General features: G+C 67.2%; 21 protein-coding genes. 8 read left to right on the top strand and 13 right to left on the bottom strand.

The window, feature by feature from the left end:
- Positions 1–12: 12 nt before the first annotated feature.
- The 4 genes from D9599_RS03890 to D9599_RS03905 form a co-directional block, all read right to left on the bottom strand.
- Positions 13–1,248: an argininosuccinate synthase gene (locus D9599_RS03890; RefSeq protein ID WP_198379924.1), complete on the bottom strand. Its 1,236-nt coding sequence runs from the start codon at positions 1,246–1,248 to the stop codon at positions 13–15.
- A 224-nt stretch (positions 1,249–1,472) separates the two neighbouring features.
- Positions 1,473–2,063: a transposase gene (locus D9599_RS03895; protein WP_198379925.1), complete on the bottom strand. Its 591-nt coding sequence runs from the start codon at positions 2,061–2,063 to the stop codon at positions 1,473–1,475.
- Positions 2,064–2,159: 96 nt separating this feature from the next.
- A complete protein-coding gene (locus D9599_RS03900; RefSeq protein ID WP_309228530.1) occupies positions 2,160–2,741 on the bottom strand; it encodes an SLATT domain-containing protein in 582 nt (193 codons plus the stop codon).
- Between the two features lie 4 nt (positions 2,742–2,745).
- Positions 2,746–5,859 (bottom strand): ATP-binding protein, encoded by a 3,114-nt coding sequence (locus tag D9599_RS03905; protein WP_198379927.1) that lies wholly within the window; start codon positions 5,857–5,859, stop codon positions 2,746–2,748.
- 466 nt (positions 5,860–6,325) lie between these two features.
- On the opposite strand from D9599_RS03905, the gene D9599_RS03910 reads away from it, so the two are divergent.
- The gene (locus D9599_RS03910; protein WP_198380137.1) at positions 6,326–6,976 is read left to right on the top strand and encodes a CHRD domain-containing protein; all 651 of its coding nucleotides are present in this window, start codon (positions 6,326–6,328) and stop codon (positions 6,974–6,976) included.
- Between the two features lie 231 nt (positions 6,977–7,207).
- On the opposite strand, the gene D9599_RS03915 is transcribed toward D9599_RS03910, so the two are convergent.
- The 5 genes from D9599_RS03915 to D9599_RS03935 all read right to left on the bottom strand — a co-directional run bounded on the left by D9599_RS03915 (position 7,208) and on the right by D9599_RS03935 (position 11,347).
- Positions 7,208–7,618 (bottom strand): DUF2000 domain-containing protein, encoded by a 411-nt coding sequence (locus D9599_RS03915; RefSeq protein ID WP_198379928.1) that lies wholly within the window; start codon positions 7,616–7,618, stop codon positions 7,208–7,210.
- 30 nt (positions 7,619–7,648) lie between these two features.
- Positions 7,649–8,494: an AraC family transcriptional regulator gene (locus D9599_RS03920; protein WP_198379929.1), complete on the bottom strand. Its 846-nt coding sequence runs from the start codon at positions 8,492–8,494 to the stop codon at positions 7,649–7,651.
- A 332-nt stretch (positions 8,495–8,826) separates the two neighbouring features.
- The gene (locus D9599_RS31135) at positions 8,827–9,408 is read right to left on the bottom strand and encodes a PEP-CTERM sorting domain-containing protein (RefSeq protein ID WP_232480120.1); all 582 of its coding nucleotides are present in this window, start codon (positions 9,406–9,408) and stop codon (positions 8,827–8,829) included.
- A 185-nt stretch (positions 9,409–9,593) separates the two neighbouring features.
- Positions 9,594–10,793: a 23S rRNA (adenine(2503)-C(2))-methyltransferase RlmN gene (rlmN, locus tag D9599_RS03930; protein WP_198379930.1), complete on the bottom strand. Its 1,200-nt coding sequence runs from the start codon at positions 10,791–10,793 to the stop codon at positions 9,594–9,596.
- On the bottom strand, positions 10,790–11,347 hold the full coding sequence (locus tag D9599_RS03935) for an invasion associated locus B family protein (protein ID WP_198379931.1): 558 nt from the start codon (positions 11,345–11,347) through the stop codon (positions 10,790–10,792). The genes rlmN and D9599_RS03935 overlap by 4 nt, the downstream gene beginning before the upstream one ends.
- Before the next feature lie 386 nt (positions 11,348–11,733).
- Here D9599_RS03935 and D9599_RS03940 point away from each other — a divergent pair, with 386 nt between their 5' ends.
- Positions 11,734–12,984 (top strand): class I SAM-dependent methyltransferase, encoded by a 1,251-nt coding sequence (locus tag D9599_RS03940; protein ID WP_198380138.1) that lies wholly within the window; start codon positions 11,734–11,736, stop codon positions 12,982–12,984.
- Positions 12,985–13,025: 41 nt separating this feature from the next.
- Here the strand turns inward: D9599_RS03940 and D9599_RS03945 are convergent, their stop codons facing one another.
- Entirely contained in the window at positions 13,026–13,466 is a 441-nt protein-coding gene (locus D9599_RS03945) for a MarR family winged helix-turn-helix transcriptional regulator (protein ID WP_198379932.1), read from the bottom strand.
- 328 nt (positions 13,467–13,794) lie between these two features.
- Here D9599_RS03945 and D9599_RS03950 point away from each other — a divergent pair, with 328 nt between their 5' ends.
- Positions 13,795–14,289, top strand: a complete 495-nt coding sequence (locus tag D9599_RS03950; RefSeq protein WP_198379933.1) for a YdcF family protein — start codon at positions 13,795–13,797, stop codon at positions 14,287–14,289.
- Between the two features lie 43 nt (positions 14,290–14,332).
- On the opposite strand, the gene D9599_RS03955 is transcribed toward D9599_RS03950, so the two are convergent.
- Positions 14,333–14,650, bottom strand: coding sequence for a TIGR02300 family protein (locus tag D9599_RS03955; protein WP_198379934.1), 318 nt, complete (start codon positions 14,648–14,650; stop codon positions 14,333–14,335).
- Positions 14,651–14,787: 137 nt separating this feature from the next.
- Between D9599_RS03955 and aroA the strand changes: the two genes are divergently transcribed.
- From aroA to D9599_RS03980, 5 genes are all read left to right on the top strand, one after another.
- Positions 14,788–16,200 carry a 3-phosphoshikimate 1-carboxyvinyltransferase gene (aroA, locus tag D9599_RS03960; RefSeq protein WP_375373034.1) on the top strand — a complete coding sequence of 471 codons (1,413 nt, stop codon included), beginning with the start codon at positions 14,788–14,790 and terminating at the stop codon, positions 16,198–16,200.
- A gap of 23 nt (positions 16,201–16,223) precedes the next feature.
- Complete coding sequence (locus D9599_RS03965) at positions 16,224–16,859, top strand: d(CMP) kinase (RefSeq protein ID WP_198380140.1); 636 nt, start codon at positions 16,224–16,226, stop codon at positions 16,857–16,859.
- Positions 16,860–17,283: 424 nt separating this feature from the next.
- Complete coding sequence (gene rpsA / locus D9599_RS03970) at positions 17,284–19,002, top strand: 30S ribosomal protein S1 (RefSeq protein ID WP_198379935.1); 1,719 nt, start codon at positions 17,284–17,286, stop codon at positions 19,000–19,002.
- Between the two features lie 425 nt (positions 19,003–19,427).
- A complete protein-coding gene (locus D9599_RS03975; RefSeq protein WP_198379936.1) occupies positions 19,428–19,736 on the top strand; it encodes a hypothetical protein in 309 nt (102 codons plus the stop codon).
- The gene (locus D9599_RS03980) at positions 19,733–20,137 is read left to right on the top strand and encodes a hypothetical protein (protein ID WP_198379937.1); all 405 of its coding nucleotides are present in this window, start codon (positions 19,733–19,735) and stop codon (positions 20,135–20,137) included. The genes D9599_RS03975 and D9599_RS03980 overlap by 4 nt, the downstream gene beginning before the upstream one ends.
- Before the next feature lie 24 nt (positions 20,138–20,161).
- Here the strand turns inward: D9599_RS03980 and D9599_RS03985 are convergent, their stop codons facing one another.
- On the bottom strand, positions 20,162–22,174 hold the full coding sequence (locus D9599_RS03985; RefSeq protein ID WP_198379938.1) for a PAS domain-containing protein: 2,013 nt from the start codon (positions 22,172–22,174) through the stop codon (positions 20,162–20,164).
- Positions 22,175–22,401: 227 nt separating this feature from the next.
- A complete protein-coding gene (gene queC / locus D9599_RS03990) occupies positions 22,402–23,121 on the bottom strand; it encodes a 7-cyano-7-deazaguanine synthase QueC (protein WP_198379939.1) in 720 nt (239 codons plus the stop codon).
- Positions 23,122–23,129: the final 8 nt, after the last annotated feature.

Below are 23,129 nucleotides of genomic sequence, written 5' to 3' on the forward strand. Positions count from 1 at the left end.
GGTTGAGGGGCGCTAGAGGGCGCCGCCACGCCGGCCGGCCATGGCGCCGAGGCGGAGGCGCAGGGCGTTGAGCTTGATGAACCCTTGCGCGTCGAACTGGTCGTAGGCGCCCTGGTCGTCCTCGAAGGTGACGTGCTTCATGCTGTAGAGGCTGTTGGGGCTGCGGCGGCCGGTGACGATGGCGTTGCCCTTGTAGAGCTTGAGGCGGACCTCGCCGGTGACGCTGGCCTGGCTGGCGTCGGCCATGGCTTGGAGCATGCGGCGCTCGGGGGAGAACCAGAAGCCGTTGTAGATGAGCTCGGCGTAGCGGGGCATGAGGCTGTCCTTGAGGTGGGCGGCCTCGCGGTCCAGCGTGATGCTCTCGATGGCGCGGTGGGCGGTGTGGAGGATGGTGCCGCCGGGGGTTTCGTAGGCGCCGCGGGACTTCATGCCGACGAAGCGGTTCTCCACGAGGTCGAGGCGGCCGATGCCGTTCTCCTTGCCGAGGGCGTTGAGCCTCGTGAGGAGGGTGGCGGGGGTCATGCGCTCGTTGTTGATGGCCACCGCGTCGCCGCGCTCGAACTCGATGGTGATTTCGGTGACGCGGTCGGGGGCGTCCATGGGGCTGGTGGTGCGCTGCCAGACGAGCTCGGGGGGCTCGTCCCAGGGCTCCTCGAGGATTTTGCCCTCGCTGCTGCTGTGGAGGAGGTTGGCGTCGACGCTGAAGGGGGCTTCGCCGCGCTTGTCCTTGGCGATGGGGATCTGGTGGGCCTCGGCGAATTCGAGGAGGCGGGTGCGGGAGGTGAGGTCCCACTCGCGCCAGGGGGCGATGACCTTCACGTCGGGCTTGAGGGCGTAGTAGGCGATCTCGAAGCGGACCTGGTCGTTGCCCTTGCCGGTGGCGCCGTGGCTGACGGCGTCGGCGCCGACCTTCTCGGCGATCTCGATCTGGCGCTTGCTGATGAGGGGGCGGGCGATGGAGGTGCCGAGGAGGTAGCAGCCCTCGTACTGGGCGTTCATGCGGAACATGGGGAAGACGAAGTCGCGGGTGAATTCCTCCCGCAGGTCTTCCATGTGGATGTTCTCCTCCTTGATGCCGAGGAGGCGGGCCTTTTCGCGGGCGGGGCCGAGTTCCTCGCCCTGGCCGAGGTCGGCGGTGAAGGTGACGACCTCGGCGCCGTAGGTGGTTTGGAGCCACTTGAGGATGACGGAGGTGTCGAGGCCGCCGGAGTAGGCGAGGACGACCTTCTTCACGTCTTTCACGGACATCAGGGGGAACCTTCCGGGGTTCGGGCGGGCGGGGTGGCCCTGCCTTGTGCTTCGACGCGGGCGCGGCGGGGTGGCGCGTGGTGCGCGCCCGGCGCGGGCGTTCGTTGGTGGCCCGGATGTGCCGCAGCGCGGCGGCGGCGGCAAGGTGGGGTTTGGGGGGGCGCGGTTCGCGCGGCGGGGTGTGGCGCGGGGGTTTTTGGGGGTTGGGCGGGGGCCGGGGGGCATCAGGGCCAGGCCCAGCGGACGGTACGGGGCATGTGGCGGCGGCCGAGGGCGGCCTTGGAGAGGGCTTCGCGGGATTTCAGGTGGGCGCGGAGGGCTTCGATGCTGGCGGCGGTGGGTTCGAGGCGGGGGAGCGGGAGGCGGGCGAGGGTTTCGGACAAAAGGGGGTCGGGGAGGAGCCAGGGCGGGCCGTTGAGGGCGGAGCGGAGGCCGAGCCGGCGGATGAGGAGGAGCAAGGGCATGCCGCCGAGGCGGGCCGCGCGGCGGGTGGCGCGGCAGATGGCGTGCTCGATGGCACGGAGGGGGTGGTTGGCGGGGGCTTTGGCGAGGGCTTCGAGCAGGCGGTGCCAGAGGCCGGCGTGGGTGAGGCGGCGGAAGAAGCGGGCGACGGTCTGGGGGTTGCCGTATTCCGGCGGGAGGCTCTTCCAGGGGTCGCCGCTGGTGGAGGCGAGGTGGAAGAGGGCGTTCATGCGGTGGCGGAGGTCGGGGATGCGGCGGCCCTGGGGAGCGCGGGGGAGGACGTAGGGGGCGAGGGCGAGCCAGGCGTCGTCGGAGAGGGGGGTGTGGGGGTGGGGTGGGGTGAGGCGGGACATGGGTGGTGCCTGCGCTTCGGTTGGGGAGGCGAGGGGTAGAGGAATTTAGTCCTTATGTCAAGAGATGCGACTTGGTGGTGAGAACGATCGGGTATTTCAATTCGTAGGCCTGCTGCGACTAGCTTCTGAGATTCCGGCTAATGCTTTATCGGTGGTGAGAGACCAACTTGCCGTTTCAACGTCAATAATTTGTTGTATTTCCCGAGACTGCGCGGTGGCAAGACTTACCGCGCTTTCAACATTGGTCGCGTTTCCCGAAGTAGCGCGATGAGCGCTCCATTGAAGTCGGTACTCAAGTTGCTTCGCTTCCAAGAGTAGTGCAGCCTTGAGCAGACGTGACCACGATGAGGTGAAGCCAAATGTTCTATCAAAGAGCATCAGAGCTCCACTGATGCCGAAGAGAAAATACCCCAGAGTTTTGAAATCGTACCCGAGTGTTGTGGCGGGAAGAAACGGCGCAAGAGTGCCGGCGAAAAAGAGAGCAATGGAGAGCGTTCTAATCCCTAGTGCGTAGATTTGCACCCGCCGTTTCTTTCGCCTATACCACGATATGTGTGCGTTGATATTCGCCTCTATAAGATCAAAGATCCCGGCAGGTGTTCTTGGTAAATCGTCCCACTTCATAAGAGAGGTGCGCCTATTCTTCTCGCGAGTGCGGTTTGCCTTAAAATCCCACATGACATTATTCTTCCACACTCCTTTGTCCCCACGCAAAGGGATTAAAAGTGCTTAAATTGTCGTCGCTCGCTTGAAGCATAGAAATAAAATCCGGGGCGTCTGGCAGCTCTCGAGGATAAATTTTAGAGCTAAGATCTCGGAGCGTGCGTTCAGCAACAGCTGCGGCAGCTCTCGGCTTTATTGGCCGGAAGCGCACCAACTGGCGGAAAACATCCGCGTATAGCAGACCTCGAAACTTTTCCTCGTCATCGTCTCTCGTGAACAATTCGTGCAGAAAATTAGTTACCGGCCGATCCGGCAAGACATAGAATGAACTAAGCGTGTCGAAAGATGTGTACTGCTCCAGCCCCGCAACCTCAACGATGCCAGAAGCAACACAAAAAGTGTTGCGTCCAACAACGCTTCCAAAGCGTCGAGAAAAGCCATAAGAGCCGTAAGGATCCGTACGCTCCAGAGTAGAGCGATAAAGCTGCCGCACGGCGGTATTTCGCAGTTGCCGGTAAACATCGTTCGCTGTTATCCAGCGGCGTTCTTCGCCGGCGCGCGTCCACTCTAGATCCAAACGCCTAGTGCGCGGATCCGCCAATATTCTTCCAATTTCAAAATTCGCAAGAACAGCTGGCACAATACTAATATTTTCAGACATATTGCAAACCCTAGGAAATCGGTTAGCACCTCCGTAGTTCTGTTCTGCCGACCGAAGGAACGGCTCAGCCGTTAGGTCCGAATGCGCTTCTCTAATAAGATGCTCGACTGACTGAACTAGCAGAGAATCCGTTGTCCAAAAAACCTTTCTACTTAGCAAATCATTAAGGGACTCGACCGTCCGATGTTGCTCATTTTCCACCAAGAAAAGGGGGAGGGCAGCGGCAGATTGTTGGTACAAATCTTCCCGCAACACTCGACCACTCTGTGGGTTCATGAGAGGGCTAGCCAGAAAGGGTATTTCGCCCGTGGCACGAGTGGTGGAGTAGGCTTCTTCATCGTGCAAGCGACGCGCTTCATCTGCAACTTGGTTAAAGTAACATTGATAAATTTTTTCGATATATTGGGTGAGTTCTGGTGTTTCTTCGATGGCTGAACGCGCAACATTTGTGCGAGGTGCGCCAGGCCCGATTAAATCTGCACAAGAAAGTATCGGACGGCCCGCGAAGCCCGGGCTGGCGGAGGAGACTGCAATACCTTCGATGGACATGCCTGCCGGAAGATGCGCTAGGCTTTCAGCTTCCTCCTTTTCGAGTCCCGCAACGAAGCCCCAGCTGCGGAAAAACGCATCGTGGGTCACTGCATACGCTAAGGTAAGGCCATCAATTTTACGTTGTACGACTCTAGTTTCAGCATCACCAACTCGCCCACGCATCGCACCGGAAGCAAGAAGTGCTTCTAGAGCTTGCTTTGGATCATCAAAGCCCACCTGAACGGGTGGCTGGTCGTCAATTACTACGCATACTTGGCACCGCGGATATTGTATCCATTGTCGCACAGTCGCTAGCACATCAACCTTTGATGCTGTGGCGCGTAGTCGCAGCCGAAATGCGGTTCCGCGGGAACCTAGCGCAAGCGCAGCCGGATCTGAATGTTTTTTCAAAAGCTTTATGAGATATTGACCATGAACTGAGCGAAGCGAGATCTGCCTACCTTCTTCTTCATCGTCCGAGCAGGTTACAATTTCAACAGAGTCCGCAATCATGAATGCGGAAAGCACCCCGATGCCAAAGCGGCTAATGGGGGAAAATGCAGGATAATCTTCTTTGAATTTGCCATCTTGATATCTTGACGATCCCACCTTCAGCAGGTGATTCGTAACAATTGCTTGTGTCATTCCAGTGCCATTATCGCGCACCTCAAGCTCATTGTCCGTGCCGTTCCAAGTGATAGTTATTTTCCCGGTAGCTCTAGAATCGGTTTCGGAAATCGACGCTTGAAGGCGCACTGCGTCTATGGCGTTTTGCACAAGTTCCCTTAGAGCAACTGTACTATCATTATACAACGTGTGGCCCGTCAGTAGATCAAGAATTTTTTGTTGATCTAGCTCAAAGCCGAAAGTTTCCTTGAGAAAACCTTCGGCCTCTATACGAGATATGTCGATAGTTTTCCAGGGAAAGTCATAACTTTTTACGACGTGACGCTTTGCACGCTCTACCACATCATGAGATAAGCGAAGTTGCCCCTCGGCATACCTCAGATAGGATGTCAATCCGAAATAGCCGTTAGCGTCTTTAAATCTGGCGAACACTTCAATGATCGAGGTCGGTGCTGTTTCACTTACATTGCCGTCGTTATCGCGCCCAAGTTGCGGTCGCACCGATCGAACGGCTGCCTGCTTGCTCCATTCCCGCTGACTTACAGGGTCAGAGGGGTTTATGAGGCGAAATAATGTAGATGGAGCTCTATCACTCGTGATCTGCATCAGATCTGCAGTCCTGAGCATTACTGCTATATATTGTAGATTAACGCTTTCTTGAGGATTGTTTCCATATGGATGGTTCAGCCTGTACTTTTCCGGATCCTCTAAGTCGTCCAATCCATGACTCTCGCACAAAATTCCAAGATCGGTGCGCACGTCTGATGGCAGGGAACTAAACAGCCGCTGTAGCTCATCTGTAATACCAAGCGCAAATCCAAGTCCCTGATCATGGCGACCTTCAAGCCAAGCTCGTGCTCTGGCACCATGATTTTTTCTGACAAATTCCTGGTAAAGGAAACGATCTAGTTCAACTTCAGGCAAGGCTTTTATCTTGGCGGCATACTCCACATTCGCTCCATCCCCAATGAGACTTTCCATCTTAAAGGAAGGAAAGTTGGACTTGTCGCGATGGAAAAATTCGTCTTCTGTAATAATGAGCCCAATATCATGCAGATAGATCGACAAGACCAGCATCATCCACTCAGCATGCGACATAGCCAGTGCTGTCTTAGTTGGTATCAGCCACGAGAGACTTTCGAGCATGCGTGATACATGCTTGAAGTCGTGACGAGTATAATCTGAAAAGAACTTGCCAGGAAATCTTTGTAGAATTTCGTAAACGGTGCGTCGCACGTCATCAAAATTCAAGGGGAAGGCGCTGAGCGTCGTGGCTTGGACCGCACGCTTTTCTGCCTCAGTATATGCTTCCACGATTGCATCCTACTGGTGGCACATGCTCACCAGCTTCATGGCAAGTAGGTTTATTGGCAAGATGGAGACGTCGAAATCGGCGTTAGGAAATTTCGATAACTCGCATCAACAGTAAGGCAACCTTTGCATAGTCGTGCATACAGCTAATTGCTTAGGGGTCCGGGGACCAAAAGTCCCCGGCGGAGGGTGTGGGAGGCGGCGCCTCCCACGAGTCGCCCGCGCCGGCCCCCGATCAGCCGGCTTTTCCCGGCCGCACCTATCGCACCAGCCCCGGCACGCCCGCCCATGGGAGGCCGGCCGAGGCCACGACCATGAGGGCGACGACCGCCGTGGTCGCGGGACTGTGTCACCTGACAGAACTGATCGGCCGCTAAGCATTAGCGTCCGGGATGGGCCGGTTCAGCACGGCGTTCCGGGGAAGAGCCGCAGAAGAGCAAGCAACGTTGCCAGGGAAGGAAAACCGACCATGCGCCTTCGTGCCTTTCTCGCCGCCTTGCCGCTGGCCCTGCTGGGGGCCGGGAGTGGTCATGCCGCCGTCATTCTCACGGCCAATCTGACGAATTCGCAGGAGAATCCGCCGGCGGTGCCGACGCTCAGCACGGGGGCGGCGCGGCCGGCCTCGTTCGGGACGGCCAGTTTCGTGCTGAACGACGCGCAGACGGCGATGACGATGACCGCGACGGTCAATAACATCGACTTCACGGGCAGCCAGACGGGTGATGTGAACGACAACCTCGTGGCGGGGCATATTCATGCGCCGGGGCCTCCGGGCGTGAATGGGCCGGTGGTCTGGGGGTTTTTCGGGGCTCCGCTGAACGACAACAACCCGAATGACGTGGTGGTCACGCCGTTCGCCAGTGGGGTTGGGGGGACGATCAGCGGGAAGTGGGATGCGCCGGAGGGGAACAACACGACGCTGACGGCGCAGCTTTCGAACCTTCTCGGCGGGCTTTCCTACATCAACCTTCACACGGTTCAGTTCCCCGGGGGCGAGGTCCGCGGGCAGATCGTGCCCTCGACGGTGGCGGTGCCGGAGCCGGCTTCGCTCGGGCTGCTGCTGGTGGGGATGGCGGGGCTTGCCGGGGTTGGGTTGCGGCGAGGGCGCCGGGTGGGGTGAGGGGTTGGTTCCCTCCCGGCCGGTGCCGTGGTGGTGCCGGCGGGGTGGGGTCAGGCGGGGAGGGGGCGGTCGGCTTCGGGTGACCGGCCTTGGCCTGAGGCGGACCCCCTCGGCGCTTCTTTGAGAGATGGACTTCGGTCGGGAGAAGCTGGTCCGCTTGCAGGCGGGACAGTTGGGCAGGCGGCTGGTGGGAGGCGAACCATCCGAGGCTGCGCCTGGCCCGAGCGAGGCCTAGGCGTGCAGCACGGCGCCTTTTGTGGCTTTGTCCACATCCTTCCTGGGGCCGCGGAGGGAGAGGCCGACGAGGTCCGGCGCGTCCGGCGGCTCGGCCCGGAAGGCGTCGCGGTTCGCCGCGTCGTGTCCGGTCGAGAACATGGCCCGGACGTAGACGGCGCGGGTCAGGTTCCGCTCGATGGCTTGCCTGAAGGCGCGTTGGAGCACCTCGGGACCGGCCGCGAAGATCAGCATGGGCTGGCCCAGCAGGCGGGCATGGGGGCGGCCCGCCGCATCCTCGTAGGGCTCCCCCATCGCCTCGGGGGCGGCCGCGGCAATCCCGGTGGCCAGGAACGCGGTTACGTTGAGCTTCTGCCAGACGGCGAGATCGTCCAGCACGAGAATGGCCACTTTCGTATCGAACACCATGCTGCCCTCTCCGCGGGTCGGGCGGGCATGTCAGGCGTTTCCGGCCACTCTGTCTGGAACGCCTGTGCACAAAGCGCGGTAGGCGGCGGGGGTCAGGCCGTAGGCGCGGCGGAAGCGGCGGCCGAGATGGCTCTGATCCGCGAAGCCGCAGGCCGCGGCGACGTCCGCCGGCCGCTCCCCGCCCGCCAGGAGGTGGCGCGCCCGCACGAGGCGGATCTGGATGAGGTAGGCGTGGGGTGAGGTGCCGTAGGCTGCCCGGAAGGAGCGGGCGAGATGGAAGCGGTCCGCGGCGCCTGCCGACCGCGCCAGGGTATCCGCGCCGGGGTTCGCCGCGAGGGCGTCGTGCAGGACCTCCCTTGCGCGACGCGCCACCTGGCCGTCGCGGCGTGCCGCCATGCTCCGTTCCGGACGGCCGAGATGGGGACGAAGCCGGTGCAGCACCGCGTCCAGCGCGGCGTCGGTTGCCAGGCGCTCGCCCGGCCGGGACAGGGCGGCGCTGGCCGCGTGGATGGCGGCCCCGAGGGCCGGGTCGTCGTTCAGGCAGGTCGCGAAGCCGGGATCGCCGCCGCCCCCATCGGCCAGTCCGCTCCGCAACCAGTGCTGGGGCAGGTACAGCATGCGGTAGGCGAAGCCGCCGGGCGCGCCGGCCTGTCCGTCATGGACCTCGTCGGGCTCGATCAGGATGATGCGCCCGGCGGTGCTGCGCTGGCGCGCGCCGCGGCAGAGGAAGTCCTGCACCCCGCGCTCCGTGACGCCGACCAGCCAGTCGTCGTGGCGATGGGCGTCGTAGGCATGGGCGGCGAAGCGGGCCCGGACCGCTTCGATCCCGCTCGCCTCGTCGCGCACGAGGTGCACGTGGTCGGGGAGCTCGGGCATCGGGGAGGCCGCGGTGGGTGTCCTGGTCATCAGGCGGCGCAGGATAGCCGGATTCTTGCCGGCGGAGGTGCCGAGCGCCATTCGGCGGCGGCACGGGGCGATTACCGGCGCATGATGGTCCTACGGCGCGGCAAGCGCTTGAGGTCCGCCCGGTTTCGCCGCGCCCCTTCTGGCTGGCCTGGATGTTTCCTGCCCTACGCGGTCGCCCCGGGTTCATGACCTGAGGCGCGAAGAAGCGGCCGCTCGGGGAAAAAGACGATGCGCCGGAGGCACTGGCTTCGACGGGTCTGGGGAGAGGGGAATGTCTTCTCCCTCTCCCCAATCGGGGCCGTTCAGGCCTTGTTGCGGCGGCGGATCGCACCGAGGCCGAGGAGGCCCGCGCCAAAGAGGGCGAGGGAGGCGGGCTCGGGCACCGGCGTCACGGGCGGCGTGGGCGTGGAGCCGGTGTCGTAGAAGGTGATGTGCGAGTAGCCCGGGTTGTTCGGGAAGTAGGTCGAGAGGGCGAAGGTGCCGCTCGTGATCGGGCTGCTCAGGTCGTAGAACAGCGCGTAGCCGTTCGCCTGCTTGATGGTGATGTAGTGGATCTCCGGGTCGTTCGCGCCGGGGGTGTAGGTGAAGGACAGCGTGTTGCCGACCGAGGTGTAGCTGATGCTGAACTCGTTGCCGGTGATGCTGCCGAAGCGGCCGAAGTCTGCACCGCCACCGAAGTCGCTCTTGTAGATGGTGGGCGAGCCGCCGCTGCTGGCGTCGTCGGTGACACCGGCGGTGGTGGCGTAGCAGTTCGCGAAGCCGCCACCCTGGCAGTCGTTGCCGCTGAAGTTGCCGGCATAGGTGATGGCGGCCTGGGCCTGGGTACCGAGGGCCATGGCGGCGAGCGTGGCGGCGATGGTCAGGAAGCGTGCGGGTGTCTTCAAAGGATCCTCCTGCCGGGTTTTTTCCGGCTGTTGCGGCGGACACCGGCTGCGGAACAAGGTCCGCAGCGCGGTGTGGAGGTCTTTATTGCAACAGATGTGCCGCAAGCATAATCAATGGCTTACGCTGAAATTCCCCAGGCTCGTCTCAAAACTGTTAAATGGTTCGACAATTGGAACGGAATCGTTCAGACCATGCTAGGTGTCTTCCGGGCGCGCTCGCTTTCGGTCTTGAGCTGGCCGCAGGCGGCGGCGATGTCGCGGCCGCGGGGGCGGCGGACGGGGGATGAGAGGCCGGCCTCATTCAGGATGTTGGCGAAGCGCTCGATGCGGGCGCGCTTGCTGGTGGCGTAGGGGGAGCCGGGCCAGGGGTTGAAGGGGATGAGATTGATCTTGGCGGGCAGGCCTTCGAGGAGGCGGATGAGCTCGCGGGCCTCGGCGTCGCTGTCGTTGACACCGTCGAGCATGACGTACTCGAAGGTGATGCGGCGGGCGTTGCTGGCGCCGGGGTAGCGACGGCAGGCGGCGATGAGTTCCTCGATCGGGTATTTGCGGTTCAGCGGCACGATCTCGTCGCGGAGTTCGTTCGTCACCGCGTGGAGGGAGACGGCGAGGTTGACGCCGAGCTCGGCGCCCGCGCGGTCCATCATCGGGACGACGCCGGATGTGCTGAGGGTGATGCGGCGGCGGGAGAGGGCGATGCCCTCGTTGTCCATGGCGATGCGGAGCGCCTTGGCCACCGCCTCGTAGTTGTAGAGGGGTTCGCCCATGCCCATGACGACGATGTTGGAGAGCAGGCGCGGGGCTTCGGACTGGGGGGTCGGCCATTCGCCGTAGCTGTCACGGGCGGCCATGAACTGACCGACGATCTCGCCGGCGGAGAGATTACGGACGAGGCGCTGGGTGCCGGTGTGGCAGAAGCGGCAGGAGAGGGTGCAGCCGACCTGGGTGGAGATACACACGGCGCCGCGATCGTCGTCGGGGATATAGACGGTTTCGACCTGCTGGCCGTCGCGCATGCGGAAGAGCCACTTGCGGGTGGCGTCGGTGCTGGTTTGCTCCGTCGTGATCTCGGGGCGGCCGATGGTGAAGCGTTCGGCGAGCTTTGCCTGGAGGGGCTTGGCGATGCTCGTCATGGCCGCGAAATCGCGGGTGCCCTGGTGGTAGATCCAGTGCCAGAGCTGCTTCGCGCGGAAGGGCTTCTCGCCGATCGCCGTCATCTCGGCCGCGAGTTCCTCCCGCGTGAGGCCGACGAGGTCGCGGCGGCCCTCCGCGTCCGCCTGCGCGGGCGGGGCGAAGATCGCGGCCTTGGCGAGGATGCGCGCGCGCTCGGCCTCCGTCAGATCGGCGACGGGGAGAGCGGCGGTGGGGGTGGCGATGTGGTTCAACGGCGGCGCCTGGCGGGGGCTTCGGCCGGGCACTCGCGCGAGATCGCGTCGTAGGCGGCGGTGAAGCCCTGGAGGGAGAAGGTGTCGGTCGTGCTGCGGTTGTTGGCGGCGGGGCTCTTCGCCACGGCGTCGCGGCCGCCGCGGAAGGCGCTCACGGTCGCGCGGCCGTCGCGGGCGAAAGCGTTGTCACCGGAGGTGTAGAAGTTGAGGTCCTTGTCGCCGACATCGACCGTGACCTCGGCGTTGCGCGGGAAGGCGCGGCCGAGGCGGAGCGCGACCTGGTCGCGGCCCTGGGGGCGGTGGGTGACGGTGAGAAGGGCGTTCGCGTTGCCGTCCGGGCGGGTGAAGGCGTAGCAGATCTTGCTGCTGCCCTCGGTGTGGGTGGCGGCGGTCCATTCCCCGAAGGTGCCGAGGCGCTGCGGGCCGGCGGCCGCCTGTGCAGCCCCTTGCGCTGGCTTCTCGGCCGGCGCCGCGGCGGGCGCGGCGTTGCGCGTCTGGGCGACGGCCGGTAGGGCGAGGAACAGGGCCGAGAGGGCGAGGAAGGGACGGATCATGGGGGCGGAGATAGTCCCCTTGGTGGGCGCTGTTCAACCGCTGGGACTGCATGCGTGGTCGTCTTCGTCGGGAGGGTTGGCGATGGTGGCCTCTGGAGAGGGCGCTGCCCTCTCCAGACCTCTCCCGCCAAGGGCCTGAGGCCCTTGCAACCCCATCGGGCTGTCGCGGATGCGGTGATCGAGGGCTGGTGCTCTTTTGGCGCCATTCCTGCCCGTGCAGTCGCCTCGGGTCATGGACCCGACGCGCACGGCCGCAATGCATCCTAAAATCGAAGACAAAGATGATGGTGAGGGGTTCGGGGAAGGGAAGAATTCCTTCTTCCTCTCCCCGGGGCAAAGGGCGCCGGCATTTGGCAGGTCGCGCGCGGCGCCCTATTCCCGTGGCCATGCCCGACGAGACCGATGCCCAGCTAGCCGCTCAGTACGAGGCGCTTCCCTATCCGGCGCGGGATGCGCGGGACGAGGCGAAGCGGTTGATCGTGGGGAGTCCGTCCAATCTGGCGGAGGTGGACCACTGGGTGTTCGGGGCCAGGCGGCCGGCGGGGTTGCCGATGCGGGCGCTGGTGGCCGGGGGTGGGACCGGGGACGGGGCCATCATGCTGGCGCAGCAGATGGCCTGGGCGGGGCGGCCGGGGGAGGTGGTCTGGCTGGATCGCTCGGGCGCGGCGCGGAAGGTCGCGGAGGCGCGCGCGGCGGCGCGGGGGCTTTCCAACATCCGGTTTGTCGAGGGGTCGATCCTCGACCTGCCTGACATGGGGGTGTTCGACTACGTCGATTGCTGCGGGGTGCTGCACCACCTGCCGGACCCGCTGGCGGGGTTGCGGGGGCTTTCGCGCGTGCTGGCGCCGGGGGGTGGCATGGGGATCATGGTCTATGCGCCCCACGGGCGGACCGGGGTCTACATGTTGCAGGACGCGCTGCGGATGCTGGCACCGGTGGAGGAGCCGCCGGTGGCGCGGGTCGATGTGGCGAAGCGGGTGATGCGGCACCTGCCGGAGACGGCCTGGCTGCGGAAGAACCCCTGGATTACGGATCATCTGCCGCTGCCGCAGGGGGGCGGGGATCCCGGGCTCTACGACCTGTTGCTGAACCCGCGGGACGTGGCCTTCACGGTGCCGGCCCTGGCGGCGCTGGTGGAGGCGGCGGGGCTGCGGATTTCGACCCTGGTGGAGCCGGTGCGCTACGACCCGGACTACCTGCTGCCGGACCCACGGCTGCGGGCGCGGACGGCCGGGATGGGGATGGTGGAGCGGGCGGCGCTGGCGGAGGCGCTGGCGGGGAACATGGGGATCCACATCGCCTATCTCGCGCGCGGGGAGGACGCGGCGGTGCGGGCGGATTGGGAGGATCCCCTGGCGGTGCCGGTGCTGCGCGGGGGCGATGGGGCGAGCTGGGCGAAGGGGGCGCGGGGCGGGAGCCTGGCGATCACCTTCGACGGGCTGCGGGTGGTGCTTCCCGTGCCGCCCCTGGCCGCGGCGGTTCTCTCGCGGGTGGATGGGCGGGCGACGATGGCCGAGATCGCGCGGGCGGTGGAGGCGGGGGGCGCGCCGGCCGCGCAGGTGGCCCGCGACATGGCGGCGCTGTGGCGGGCGATGGAGCCGACGAACCGGGTGACGCTGGCGGCGCCGGGGCGGTAACCGAGGCGGGTGCCGCTTCCCCGGGTTCGCCGGGGTGGGCGTCAGGAGATCGCGCGAAGGGAGGCGCGGAGCCCGGGCATGTCGAGCCCGGGCTGGGCGGCCTCGAGTTCGGCGTGGGTCCTTCTCCAGGCCGGGAGGGCGTCGAGCAGGAGGGCGTGGCCCGCCTCGGTGAGGCGCAGGCGGCGGTTGCGGCGGTCGCTGGCGTCGGGCTCGACGCTGACGAGGCCGCGGCGCTCCAGCGGCTTGAGGGCGGCGGTGAGGGTGGTGCGGTCCATGGCGAGGAGTTGGGCAACCGGGGCCATGGTGGGCGGCTCGGGGCGGTTCAGCGACATGAGCAGCGAGAACTGCTGGTTGGTGATGGCGTGGGGGCGCAGCGCCTCGTCGAAGCGGCGGGCGAGGGCGCGGGCGGCGCGCTGGGCGTGCAGGCAGAGGCAGCCGTCCCGGACCTCGGCGGTGGTCTCGAAGGGGACGGGCTGGGTCATGCGTGAGGATGTGTTGGTATCAACACGGTGGGTCAAGGGCGGTGCCGGTGGTGCTGGGGAGAGGAAGAAGGAATTCTTCCCTTCCCCAGACCCCTCTCCATCATCTTTTTCTTTGACTTGAGAATGCTCTGCGGCCGGTGCGCCTCGGGTCAACGACCCGAGGCGACTGGAACGAGCAGGAAGGTGCCGCGACAGCCGGATGGGGGTACAGGGGCCTCAGGCCCTTGGCGGGTGAGGTCCGGAGAGGGTGGAGCCCTCTCTGGGGGCGCAGGGCAAAAAAGGCCAGGACGGGAGGACACCTCGCGCCGCTTCGCCGGTTGAGCGCTGCATGAATGAGCAGCCTGTCATTGTGATCTTCGGGGCGGCGGTGCGGCCGGATGCGCGGCCGAGCCAGACGATGCAGCGGCGCGTGGCGGCGGCGGTGGAGTTGGGGGAGAGGCTGGAGGGGGCGGTCTTCGTGCCGACGGGCGGCCAGGGGCGGCACGGGCCGGCGGAATCCGCTGTCATGGCGAAGTTGTTGCGGGACTGGGGGATCGCGGCGGAGCGGATCCTGGAGGAGCCGACGGGGACGGACACGCTGTCCTCCGCGCGGGCGGTGGCGGCGATGCTGCGGGGGAGGCGAGGGCCGGTTTACGCCGTTTCGTCCGGCTATCACCTGCGGCGCTGCGCGCTGTTGCTGCGGCTGCTCGGCCTGCGGGTGGCGGGGGGTCGGGCGGCGGTGTCGGGCCCGGGGTTCAGCGACCTGCGCTGGCGGCTGCGGGAGGTGCCGGCGTTGCCCTATGACGCGGTGCTTGCGGCCTGGCACCGGATGCGCGGGGGATAGGGCCGCGGGGTCCGGGGGGCGCGGTGGCCCCCCGGAGCGTGCGTCAGGTCTCTTCGTCGCCGTCGCTCTCGACGCCGATCTCCTCGGCGATGTCCTCGTCCTCGTCGAGGTCCTCGGCGTCGGCCACGTCATCGGCCTCCGTGTCCTCGACCTCGACGTCGTCGGCGTCGGCGCCCTCCACGGCGGCGCGCTTGCGCGGCTTCTCCTCCGGCAGGGGGGCGGCGACGCGCTTGGCGCGGGGCTGCTCGGCGGGCTGCTCGGTGCCGCATTTGGGGCAGACGGCGGGGCTGCGGCCCAGGTCGTAGAAGCGGGCGCCGCAGGCAACGCAGGTCCGCTTGAGGCCGAGTTCGGCTTTGGCCATCGGGACGCCTCGAATGGGCCCGCCGCGAGGGCGGGGCGCCGGGTTTCGGTGAAGGGCGGCGCGCATTGCCATGGGGGCCCTGGCGTGTCAAACGCGGCGGCCCATTCCGGATGCGAGGGCTGCGCATGCCCGATCACATGATCGACCCCAGGCCCCCTTCCCCCTCCGCCGGCCATGGCGCGGCCGCCGGCGCGACGCCGATGCGGGCCTCGGCGCCGGGGCAGGGGTTGGCGGGGCGGGTTTCCGTACCGGGCGATAAGTCCATTTCCCATCGCGCGCTCATGGTCGGGGCGCTGGCGGTGGGCTCCACCGAGATCACGGGGTTGCTGGAGGGGGAGGACGTTCTCCGCACCGCCGCCGCCATGCGCGCGCTGGGCGCGGAGGTGGAGCGGGTGGCGCCGGGGCACTGGCGGGTGGCGGGGCGCGGGGTCGGCGGGCTGGTGGAGCCGGCGGACGTGCTGGACATGGGCAATTCGGGGACGGCGGCGCGGCTGATCTGCGGGTTGCTGGCAGGGCATCCGGTCTTCGCGGTGCTGACGGGCGATGCCTCGCTGCGCGGGCGGCCGATGCGGCGGGTGACGGAGCCGCTCTCGGCCTGCGGGGCGCGCTTCACGGGGCGCGCGGGCGGGCGTCTGCCGCTGGCGGTGGAGGGGGCGGCCGAGCCGATGCCGTTGGACTACACGCTGCCGGTGCCCTCTGCCCAGGTGAAGTCGGCGGTGCTGCTGGCCGGGCTCTGCGCGCGGGGGATCACGCGGGTGGTGGAGCCGGAGGCGACGCGGGACCACACCGAGAACATGCTGCGGCACTTCGGGGCGGTGGTGCGCGTGGAGGCCGAGGGGCATCGGCGGGTGATCGAGCTGGAGGGTCAGCCGGAGCTGCGGGCGGCGCCGGTGGCAGTGCCGGCGGACCCCTCCTCGGCGGCGTTCCCGCTTGTCGCGGCGCTGCTGGTGCCGGGTTCCGAGGTGACGGTGGAGGGGGTAGGGCTCAATCCGCTGCGGACGGGGCTTTTCGCGACATTGCTGGAAATGGGGGCGGATCTCACCGTCTCGAACGAGCGGGTCGAGGGTGGGGAGAGGGTGGGGGACGTGACCGCCCGGTATTCCGCCTTGCGGGCGGTGGACGTGCCGGGGAGCCGGGCGCCCTCGATGATCGACGAGTATCCGGTTCTGGCGGTGGCGGCGGCCTTCGCGCGCGGGACGACGCGGCTGCGGGGCTTGGGCGAGCTGCGGGTGAAGGAGAGCGACCGGCTGGCGGCGACGGTGGCGCTGCTGGCGGCCTCGGGCGTTCCGGCCTCGGTGGAGGGGGATGACCTGGTGATCGCGCGCGATGGGGCGCCCGCGCCGGGGGGAGAACCGGGGGGTGGTTCCGTCGCGACGCATATGGACCATCGGATCGCGATGTCGGCGCTGGTGATGGGGCTGGCGGCGGCGCGGCCGGTTTCGGTCGACGACACGGGGTTCATCGACACCTCTTTCCCCGGCTTCGTCGGGATGATGAACGGGCTCGCGGGCGGCGACGCGATCGCGCCCTTCGAGGGAGGTGCGGCTTGAGCGAGGCTGGGGCGCCGGAGGGGCTGGTGGATCCCGTGGTGGTCGCGGTGGACGGGCCGGCGGCGGCGGGCAAGGGGACGCTGGCGCGTCGGCTCGCGCGGGAGATGGGGCTGCCCTATCTCGATACCGGCCTGCTCTACCGCGCGGTGGCGCGGCGGGTGCTGCTCGGCGGCGGGTTGCCGACCGACTCGGCGGCGGCTGAGGCGGCGGCGCGGGGGCTTGACCCCTCCGACCTCGAGCGCGGCGACCTGCGCGGGCCCGACGTGGACCAGGGGGCGAGCCAGGTGGCGGCCCAGCCGGCGGTGCGGGCGGCGCTGCTCGACTTTCAGCGGGACTTCGCGGCGCGCAAGGGCGGCGTGATGGACGGGCGCGACATCGGCACGGTGGTCTGCCCGGACGCGCGGGTGAAGCTCTTCGTCACGGCCTCCCCCGAGGCGCGGGCGCGGCGGCGGTGGCTGGAACGCGCCGGGCGGGGCGAGACGGTGCCGCTGGAAGAGGTGGCGGCGGAGATGGCGCTGCGGGACGCCCGCGACGCGGCGCGCGACGTGGCGCCGATGCGGCCAGCGGAGGACGCGCTGCTGCTGGATACGACGGAGTTGGACGCGGAGGCGGCGTTCCAGGCGGCCTGGACGCTGGTGCAGGCACGGCTCTCGGTTTGAGGGGGCGGCGCGGGTGACTCCGGGGGAGAGAATGAATTCTCTCCCCCGGACCCCCACTCATCTTTTTCTCTCTGGTGGGGCTGTTTTGCGGCCGGTGCGCCTCGGGTCGTGGACCCGAGGCGACTGCCCCTTCAGGAAGGGCGGACAGATGGGGTCCAGGGGCCTCAGGCCCTTGGCGGGTGAGGTTTGGAGAGGGCGGAGCCCTCTCCAGGGCGGCTTTCCCTTGCAAGCGGGGGGCTGGATCGCTTAATGGGGCCGGTGACTGGTGGCGATGCCCCCGGTCGCGCACCCATACCCGGGTGTTTCCCGAACAGGCCCGACCGGGCAAGACGTGCCATCCAGCCGGCCGCGAGCGGCGGCAGAGGGGTGGGGCGCAGGACCCAGGCGGCGCGTCATGCCCCGCCTTCCAGGAACACAACGCTACATGGCATCTGCCACCACCCTCGATCGGCCCATGGCCGGCGGCGAGGATTTTGCCTCCCTTCTCGACGAGACGCTGGGCGCCGATACCGGTTTTGCCGGCTCCGTCGTCACGGGGAAGGTGATCCGCATCGATGACGACGTCGCGGTCGTCGATGTCGGGCTGAAGAGCGAGGGGCGCGTTCCCCTGCGCGAGTTCGCGGCCCAGGGCCAGAAGCCCGAGGTCAAGCCGGGCGACCTGATCGAGCTCTTCGTCGAGCGCTATGAGGACCGCGACGGCTCCATCGTGCTCTCGCGCGAGAAGGCGCGGCGCGAGGAGGCCTGGACGAACCTCGAGAAGCAGTTCCAGGCGCAGGTGCGCGTGAACGGCGTTATCTTCGGGCGCGTGAAGGGTGGCTTCACCGTCGATCTCGGCGGCGCGGTCGCGTTCCTTCCGGGCAGCCAGGTCGATATCCGCCCCGTGCGCGATGTCGGGCCGCTGATGGGCTCGCCCCAGCCGTTCCAGATCCTGAAGATGGACCGCGCCCGCGGGAACATCGTGGTGTCGCGCCGCGCGGTTCTCGAGGAGACGCGCGCCGAGCAGCGCTCCGAGCTGATCCAGGGCCTGAAGGAGGGCATGATCCTCGACGGCGTGGTGAAGAACATCACCGACTACGGCGCCTTCGTGGACCTGGGCGGCGTGGACGGGCTGCTGCACGTCACGGACATCGCCTGGCGCCGCATCAACCATCCCTCCGAGGCGCTCACGATCGGGCAGCCGGTGAAGGTGCAGGTCATCCGCTTCAACTCCGAGACGCAGCGCATCTCGCTCGGCATGAAGCAGCTGATGTCCGACCCGTGGGAGGGCGTGGCCGCCAAGTACCCGGTGCAGGGCAAGTTCTCGGGCCGCGTGACGAACATCACCGACTACGGCGCCTTCGTGGAGCTGGAGCCGGGCGTCGAGGGCCTCGTGCACGTGTCCGAGATGTCCTGGACGAAGAAGAACGTCCATCCGGGCAAGATCGTCGCGACGTCCCAGGAAGTCGAGGTGGTCATCCTCGACGTGGACGAGCCCAAGCGCCGCATCTCGCTCGGCCTCAAGCAGGCGCAGGGCAACCCGTGGGAGGTGTTCATGGAGAGCCATGCCCCCGGGACGATCGTCGAGGGCGAGATCCGCAACATCACCGAGTTCGGGCTCTTCGTCGGCCTGGCCCCGGAGATCGACGGCATGGTCCACATGTCCGACCTGTCGTGGGACCTCAGCCCCGAGCAGGCGATGGCGAACTACAACAAGGGCGACATGGTCAAGGCCAAGGTCCTTGATATCGACGTCGAGAAGGAGCGCATCTCGCTCGGCATCAAGCAGCTCGAGGCGGATCCTGCCGCCGAGGTGCTGGACAAGGTGCGCAAGGGCGAGATCGTCACCTGCATCGTGACGAAGGTCGAGGCCAACGGCATCGAGGTGAAGGTCGACGAGGTCCTGACGGGCTTCATCCGCCGCGCCGAGCTGGCCCGCGACCGCAACGACCAGCGCCCCGAGAAGTTCGCGATCGGCGAGAAGGTCGATGCGAAGGTGACCGGTATCGACCGCGCCGCCCGCCGCCTGGCCCTGACCATCAAGGGCAAGGAGATCGAGGAGGAGCGCGAGGCGGTGAAGGAGTTCGGGACGTCCGACAGCGGGGCCTCGCTGGGCGACATCCTGGGCGCCGCGATCCGCCGGCGGAACCTCTCCACGGACGAGTGATCCCTGGCTTCGGGATCTAGATAAGGAAGGGCCGTCCCGGGTTGGGGCGGCCCTTTTTCTTTGCGGCGGGCGCCGGCGGCCCCGGGAGAGGAAGAAGGAATTCTTCCTCTCCCGGGGCCTTCCCCATCATCTTCTTTTCAGGCTTGGGCGCTTTTTCGGCCTTTGCGCCTCGGATAGCCGCCCCAAGGCGATTGTCCCTTCAGGAAGGTTCCGCGACAGCCAGGCTCCTGGCGGGTGAGGCCGGAGAAGGCGGAGCCCTCTCTGGCGGCCGAAGGGCTCAAGATTATCCCAGGTGAGCGCCGCCACTGCTTCGTGAAAGCAGGTTGTGGTTGAGAGAATCCAGGGCGCTCTTTCCTGGTGCAGCCGATGAATTCGCTTATGGCGATCAAAGATACTGTGGGTGGACCGTTCCGTTTCGATTTTGCGTGCGCCGGCATTACTCAGCAGATTCAAGGATTGATTGGCTAGGGCGGGACGGGGGCTGGTCGCTTCTGCTCTCCGTGGTGCTGTGCGTCTCCATCCAGCACGTCCGGGACTTTTCGGGGCTGTTCGGGCCACTGCCCTTGTACGACCAGGGCGGGCCGGTCGGGTTGCTCGCGGTGTCCTGGGGCTTGGCGAAGGCGGGGCCGCCGCTGTTCACGCAGAAGCTGCTGCCGCTGCTCGCGGGATTCGTGACGGTGGGGGCGGTCGCGGCCGCTGCGCGGCGGAGCAGGTTCGGGCGGATGCGGTGGTGACGGTGAGCCTTGCACAGCCGCAGTTCGATCTCGTGCGGGAGAGGGTGAGGGGGCAGCGGGTGATCCAGGCGGATGCGCGGTCCGGCACGACGGTGGCGGAGGAGGAGGTGCTGCACGATCCGGACGCCGCCATGGAGCGGCCGGGTTCATGGGCCTTGCTGATGATGCTGGAGCAGGTGCGGTTCGGCTGGTGCAAGGTGGGCTCGGGGATCGATTTGAGCCTCCACCTCGGGTGGCTGCTGGGGCGGATCGGGGACCTGCACCGGGTGATGCTCATCGCGCCGACCTGCCTCCTGCCCTACGGCATGGATTTCGGGGAGCTGACAGGGCGGCTGGCGGAGCGCGGGGCGGTGGAGGGGACGCCCTGCTGCCGGACGCTGCCGTGGACGCGGCATCGCTGAGGCGTCTCCGGCGCCGGCGGGGGTTCACGCGGGCGGGGGGCTTCCCCCGATGATCTCCCGGATGCGGCTGGCGAGGGCCTGCATGGCGAAGGGCTTGGTCATGACGTGCATGCCGTGGTCTAGCTGGCCGTGGCCGACGACCGCGTTCTCGGCGAAGCCGGTGATGAAGAGGACCTTCAGCTCGGGGCGGCCGATGCGGGCGGCATCGGCCATCTGGCGGCCGTTCATGCCGCCGGGGAGGCCGACATCGGAGATGAGCAGGTCGATGCGCATGCTCGACTGCAGGATCCTGAGGCCGGAGCGGCCGTCGGAGGCCTCGATGGCGGCGTAGCCGAGGTCCTCGAGGATTTCGATGACGAGCATGCGGACGGTGGGTTCGTCGTCCACGACGAGGACGGTTTCGCCCTTGGTGCCGCGGGGGATCTCGGCGGGCTCGGGAGGGTCTTCGGCCGCTTCTCCTTCCCAGTGGCGAGGGAGGTAGAGGCAGACCATGGTTCCCTCCCCTTCCTCGGCGTAGATGCGGGCGGTGCCGCCGGACTGGCGGACGAAGCCGTAGACCATGGAGAGGCCGAGGCCGGTGCCCTTGCCGATGGGCTTGGTCGTGAAGAAGGGGTCGAAGGCGCGGGCGATGACCTCGGGCGACATGCCGGTGCCGGTGTCCGAGATGCAGAGGCTGACATACTGGCCGCGGGGCAGGTCTCGGCCGAGGCCGGCCTTGTCGTCGAGCCAGCGGTTGGCGGTCTCGATGGTCAGGCGGCCGCCCTCGGGCATGGCGTCGCGGGCATTGATGCAGAGGTTGAGGAGCGCGTTCTCGAGCTGGGGCGGGTCCACGAGGGTGGACCAGATGCCGCCGGCGCCGATGACCTCGAGCTGGATGGCCGGGCCGATGGTGCGGCGGATGAGGTCCTCCATGCCGGCGACGAGGCGGTTCACGTTGGTGGGCCGGGGGTCGAGCGTCTGTCGCCGGGAGAAGGCGAGGAGGCGGTGGGTGAGGGCGGCCGCGCGCTGGGCGGCCGCGAGGGCGGAGGCGGCGTAGCGCTGGACGTCGTTGATGCGGCCCTGGGCGATGCGGGCGTTGACGAGTTCGAGCGAGCCCATGACGCCCGTGAGGAGGTTGTTGAAGTCGTGCGCGAGGCCGCCGGTGAGCTGGCCGACCGCCTCCATCTTCTGGGACTGGCGGAGAGTTTCCTCGGCCTTCGCGCGCTCGGCCATGGCCTCGGCGACGCGGCGTTCGAGAAGGGCGTTGAGGGCCCGCTGCTCTCCCTCGGCGGCCTTGCGGGCGCTGATGTCGATGGAGGTGCCGATGAGGCCGATGACCTCGTCCCTGTCGTCGCGCAGCGGGGCCTTGGTGGAGAGCCAGACGGCGTGGGTGCCGTCGGGGAGGCGGACCTCCTCCTCGAACTGGGTCATGCTTCCGGTGTCCATGACCCGGCGGTCGTTGGCCATGACCGCCTCGGCCTGCGGCTTGTCGTCGAGGAACTCGGCGTCGGTCCGGCCGAGATAGGCTTCGGGGGGCTTGCCGATCAGCTCGGTGGTGCCGCGGTTGGCGAGGAGCATGCGGCCCTCGCGGTCCTTGGCGTAGACGACGCCGGGGACGGCCTCGATGAAGTTGCGCAGCAGGATGGTGGCGCGGTCGCGCTCGGCCTCGGTGGCGCGGCGCTGCTCGATGTCGAGGAGGACGCCGGGGAAGCGGAGCGGGGTGCCGTCGGGCGCCTTGTCCACGCGGCCGTTGGCCTCGATCCAGTGGTATTCGCCGTCCGCCTGGCGGACGCGGTACTGGTGGGCATAGGGGCCGCCGCGACCGATCGCTTCGTCGATGGCGGTGATGAGGCCGGGCTTGTCGTCGGGGTGGACGGTGTCGATGACCTGCCGGAGGCTCAGCCCCGCCCGGCCGAGGGAGGGATCGATGCCGAAGGCACGGGCAAATCCCTCGTCGATTGTGAAGCGGTCGCTGGGGAGGTCCCAGAACCAGGTGCCGATGATGGCGCCGGCGGCAAGGGCGAGCTGAAGGCGCTCGGTGTCGCTGTCCCGTTCCATCGTCCCATCGCGGCCAGGGGTGTCTCGTCGTTGAGGCGGCCTGGACCGTGGTCGGTCTGCGAGAGGGCTACCCGGAGAAGAGTAGCCTAGAACGGGGGGGAGCCGCCGTGGTTACGGCCTGTTTCCGAAAATGGCGCTGCCCTCCCCGCCTGGGGCATCACCTTCGGACACCAGGAAAATGCATGGGCGAGGGCGCTGCCCTCGGCCGGTCCGGGGGAGAGGGCCGGCTATGCCTTCACGAACCCTTCCCACCCTGCCGCGCGGAGTTCGCAGGCCGGGCAGGTGCCGCAGCCGTGGCCCCAGGGGTGCATCGCGCCGCGCTCGCCGCGGTAGCAGGTGTGGGTGTGCTCGACGATGAGGCGGACGAGGGCGTCGCCGCCGAGGCGCTGGGCGAGGCGCCAGGTCTCGGCCTTGTCGATCCACATGAGGGGGGTGTGGAGGACGAAGCGGCGGTTCATGCCGAGGTTGATGGCGACCTGGAGGGCCTTGATCGTGTCGTCGCGGCAGTCGGGGTAGCCGGAGAAGTCGGTCTCGCACATGCCGCCGACGATGTGGCGGAGGCCGCGGCGGTAGGCGAGCGCGGCGGCGAGGGTGAGGAAGAGGAGGTTGCGGCCGGGAACGAAGGTGTTGGGCAGGCCGTCGGCCCTCATCGCGATCTCGGTCTCGCGCGTCAGGGCGGTGTCGGAGAGGGCGCCGAGGGCGTCGAGGGAGAGGGTGTGGTCCTCGCCGAGGCGGGCGGCCCAGGCGGGATCGAGGGCGCGGATGCCGTCGCGGAGGGTCGGGCGAAGGCTGAGCTCGACGAGGTGGCGCTGGCCGTAGTCGAAGCCGAGGGTTTCGACATGGGGGAAGCGGTCGAGCGCCCAGGCGAGGCAGGTGGCGGAATCCTGGCCGCCGGAGAGGAGCACGAGGGCGCCGTCCTGGGTTCCGCCGGGGTTGTCGGGGGTCATGCGGGCGG

Source organism: Roseomonas sp. KE2513, assembly GCF_016107305.1.
Classification (GTDB): domain Bacteria; phylum Pseudomonadota; class Alphaproteobacteria; order Acetobacterales; family Acetobacteraceae; genus Roseomonas.

What these genes read in the sequence shown, in the direction of transcription:
- D9599_RS03895 (WP_198379925.1), bottom strand. Translation starts at nt 2,063, where the DNA reads ATGTCCCGCCTCACCCCACCCCACCCCCACACCCCCCTCTCCGACGAC.
- D9599_RS03940 (WP_198380138.1), top strand. Translation starts at nt 11,734, where the DNA reads ATGCCCGACGAGACCGATGCCCAGCTAGCCGCTCAGTACGAGGCGCTT.
- D9599_RS03915 (WP_198379928.1), bottom strand. Translation starts at nt 7,618, where the DNA reads ATGGTGTTCGATACGAAAGTGGCCATTCTCGTGCTGGACGATCTCGCC.
- D9599_RS03900 (WP_309228530.1), bottom strand. Translation starts at nt 2,741, where the DNA reads ATGTGGGATTTTAAGGCAAACCGCACTCGCGAGAAGAATAGGCGCACC.
- D9599_RS03935 (WP_198379931.1), bottom strand. Translation starts at nt 11,347, where the DNA reads ATGATCCGTCCCTTCCTCGCCCTCTCGGCCCTGTTCCTCGCCCTACCG.
- D9599_RS03945 (WP_198379932.1), bottom strand. Translation starts at nt 13,466, where the DNA reads ATGACCCAGCCCGTCCCCTTCGAGACCACCGCCGAGGTCCGGGACGGC.
- D9599_RS03955 (WP_198379934.1), bottom strand. Translation starts at nt 14,650, where the DNA reads ATGGCCAAAGCCGAACTCGGCCTCAAGCGGACCTGCGTTGCCTGCGGC.
- D9599_RS03910 (WP_198380137.1), top strand. Translation starts at nt 6,326, where the DNA reads ATGCGCCTTCGTGCCTTTCTCGCCGCCTTGCCGCTGGCCCTGCTGGGG.
- D9599_RS03985 (WP_198379938.1), bottom strand. Translation starts at nt 22,174, where the DNA reads ATGGAACGGGACAGCGACACCGAGCGCCTTCAGCTCGCCCTTGCCGCC.
- D9599_RS03950 (WP_198379933.1), top strand. Translation starts at nt 13,795, where the DNA reads ATGAATGAGCAGCCTGTCATTGTGATCTTCGGGGCGGCGGTGCGGCCG.
- aroA (WP_375373034.1), top strand. Translation starts at nt 14,788, where the DNA reads ATGATCGACCCCAGGCCCCCTTCCCCCTCCGCCGGCCATGGCGCGGCC.
- D9599_RS03920 (WP_198379929.1), bottom strand. Translation starts at nt 8,494, where the DNA reads ATGCCCGAGCTCCCCGACCACGTGCACCTCGTGCGCGACGAGGCGAGC.
- rpsA (WP_198379935.1), top strand. Translation starts at nt 17,284, where the DNA reads ATGGCATCTGCCACCACCCTCGATCGGCCCATGGCCGGCGGCGAGGAT.
- D9599_RS03890 (WP_198379924.1), bottom strand. Translation starts at nt 1,248, where the DNA reads ATGTCCGTGAAAGACGTGAAGAAGGTCGTCCTCGCCTACTCCGGCGGC.
- queC (WP_198379939.1), bottom strand. Translation starts at nt 23,121, where the DNA reads ATGACCCCCGACAACCCCGGCGGAACCCAGGACGGCGCCCTCGTGCTC.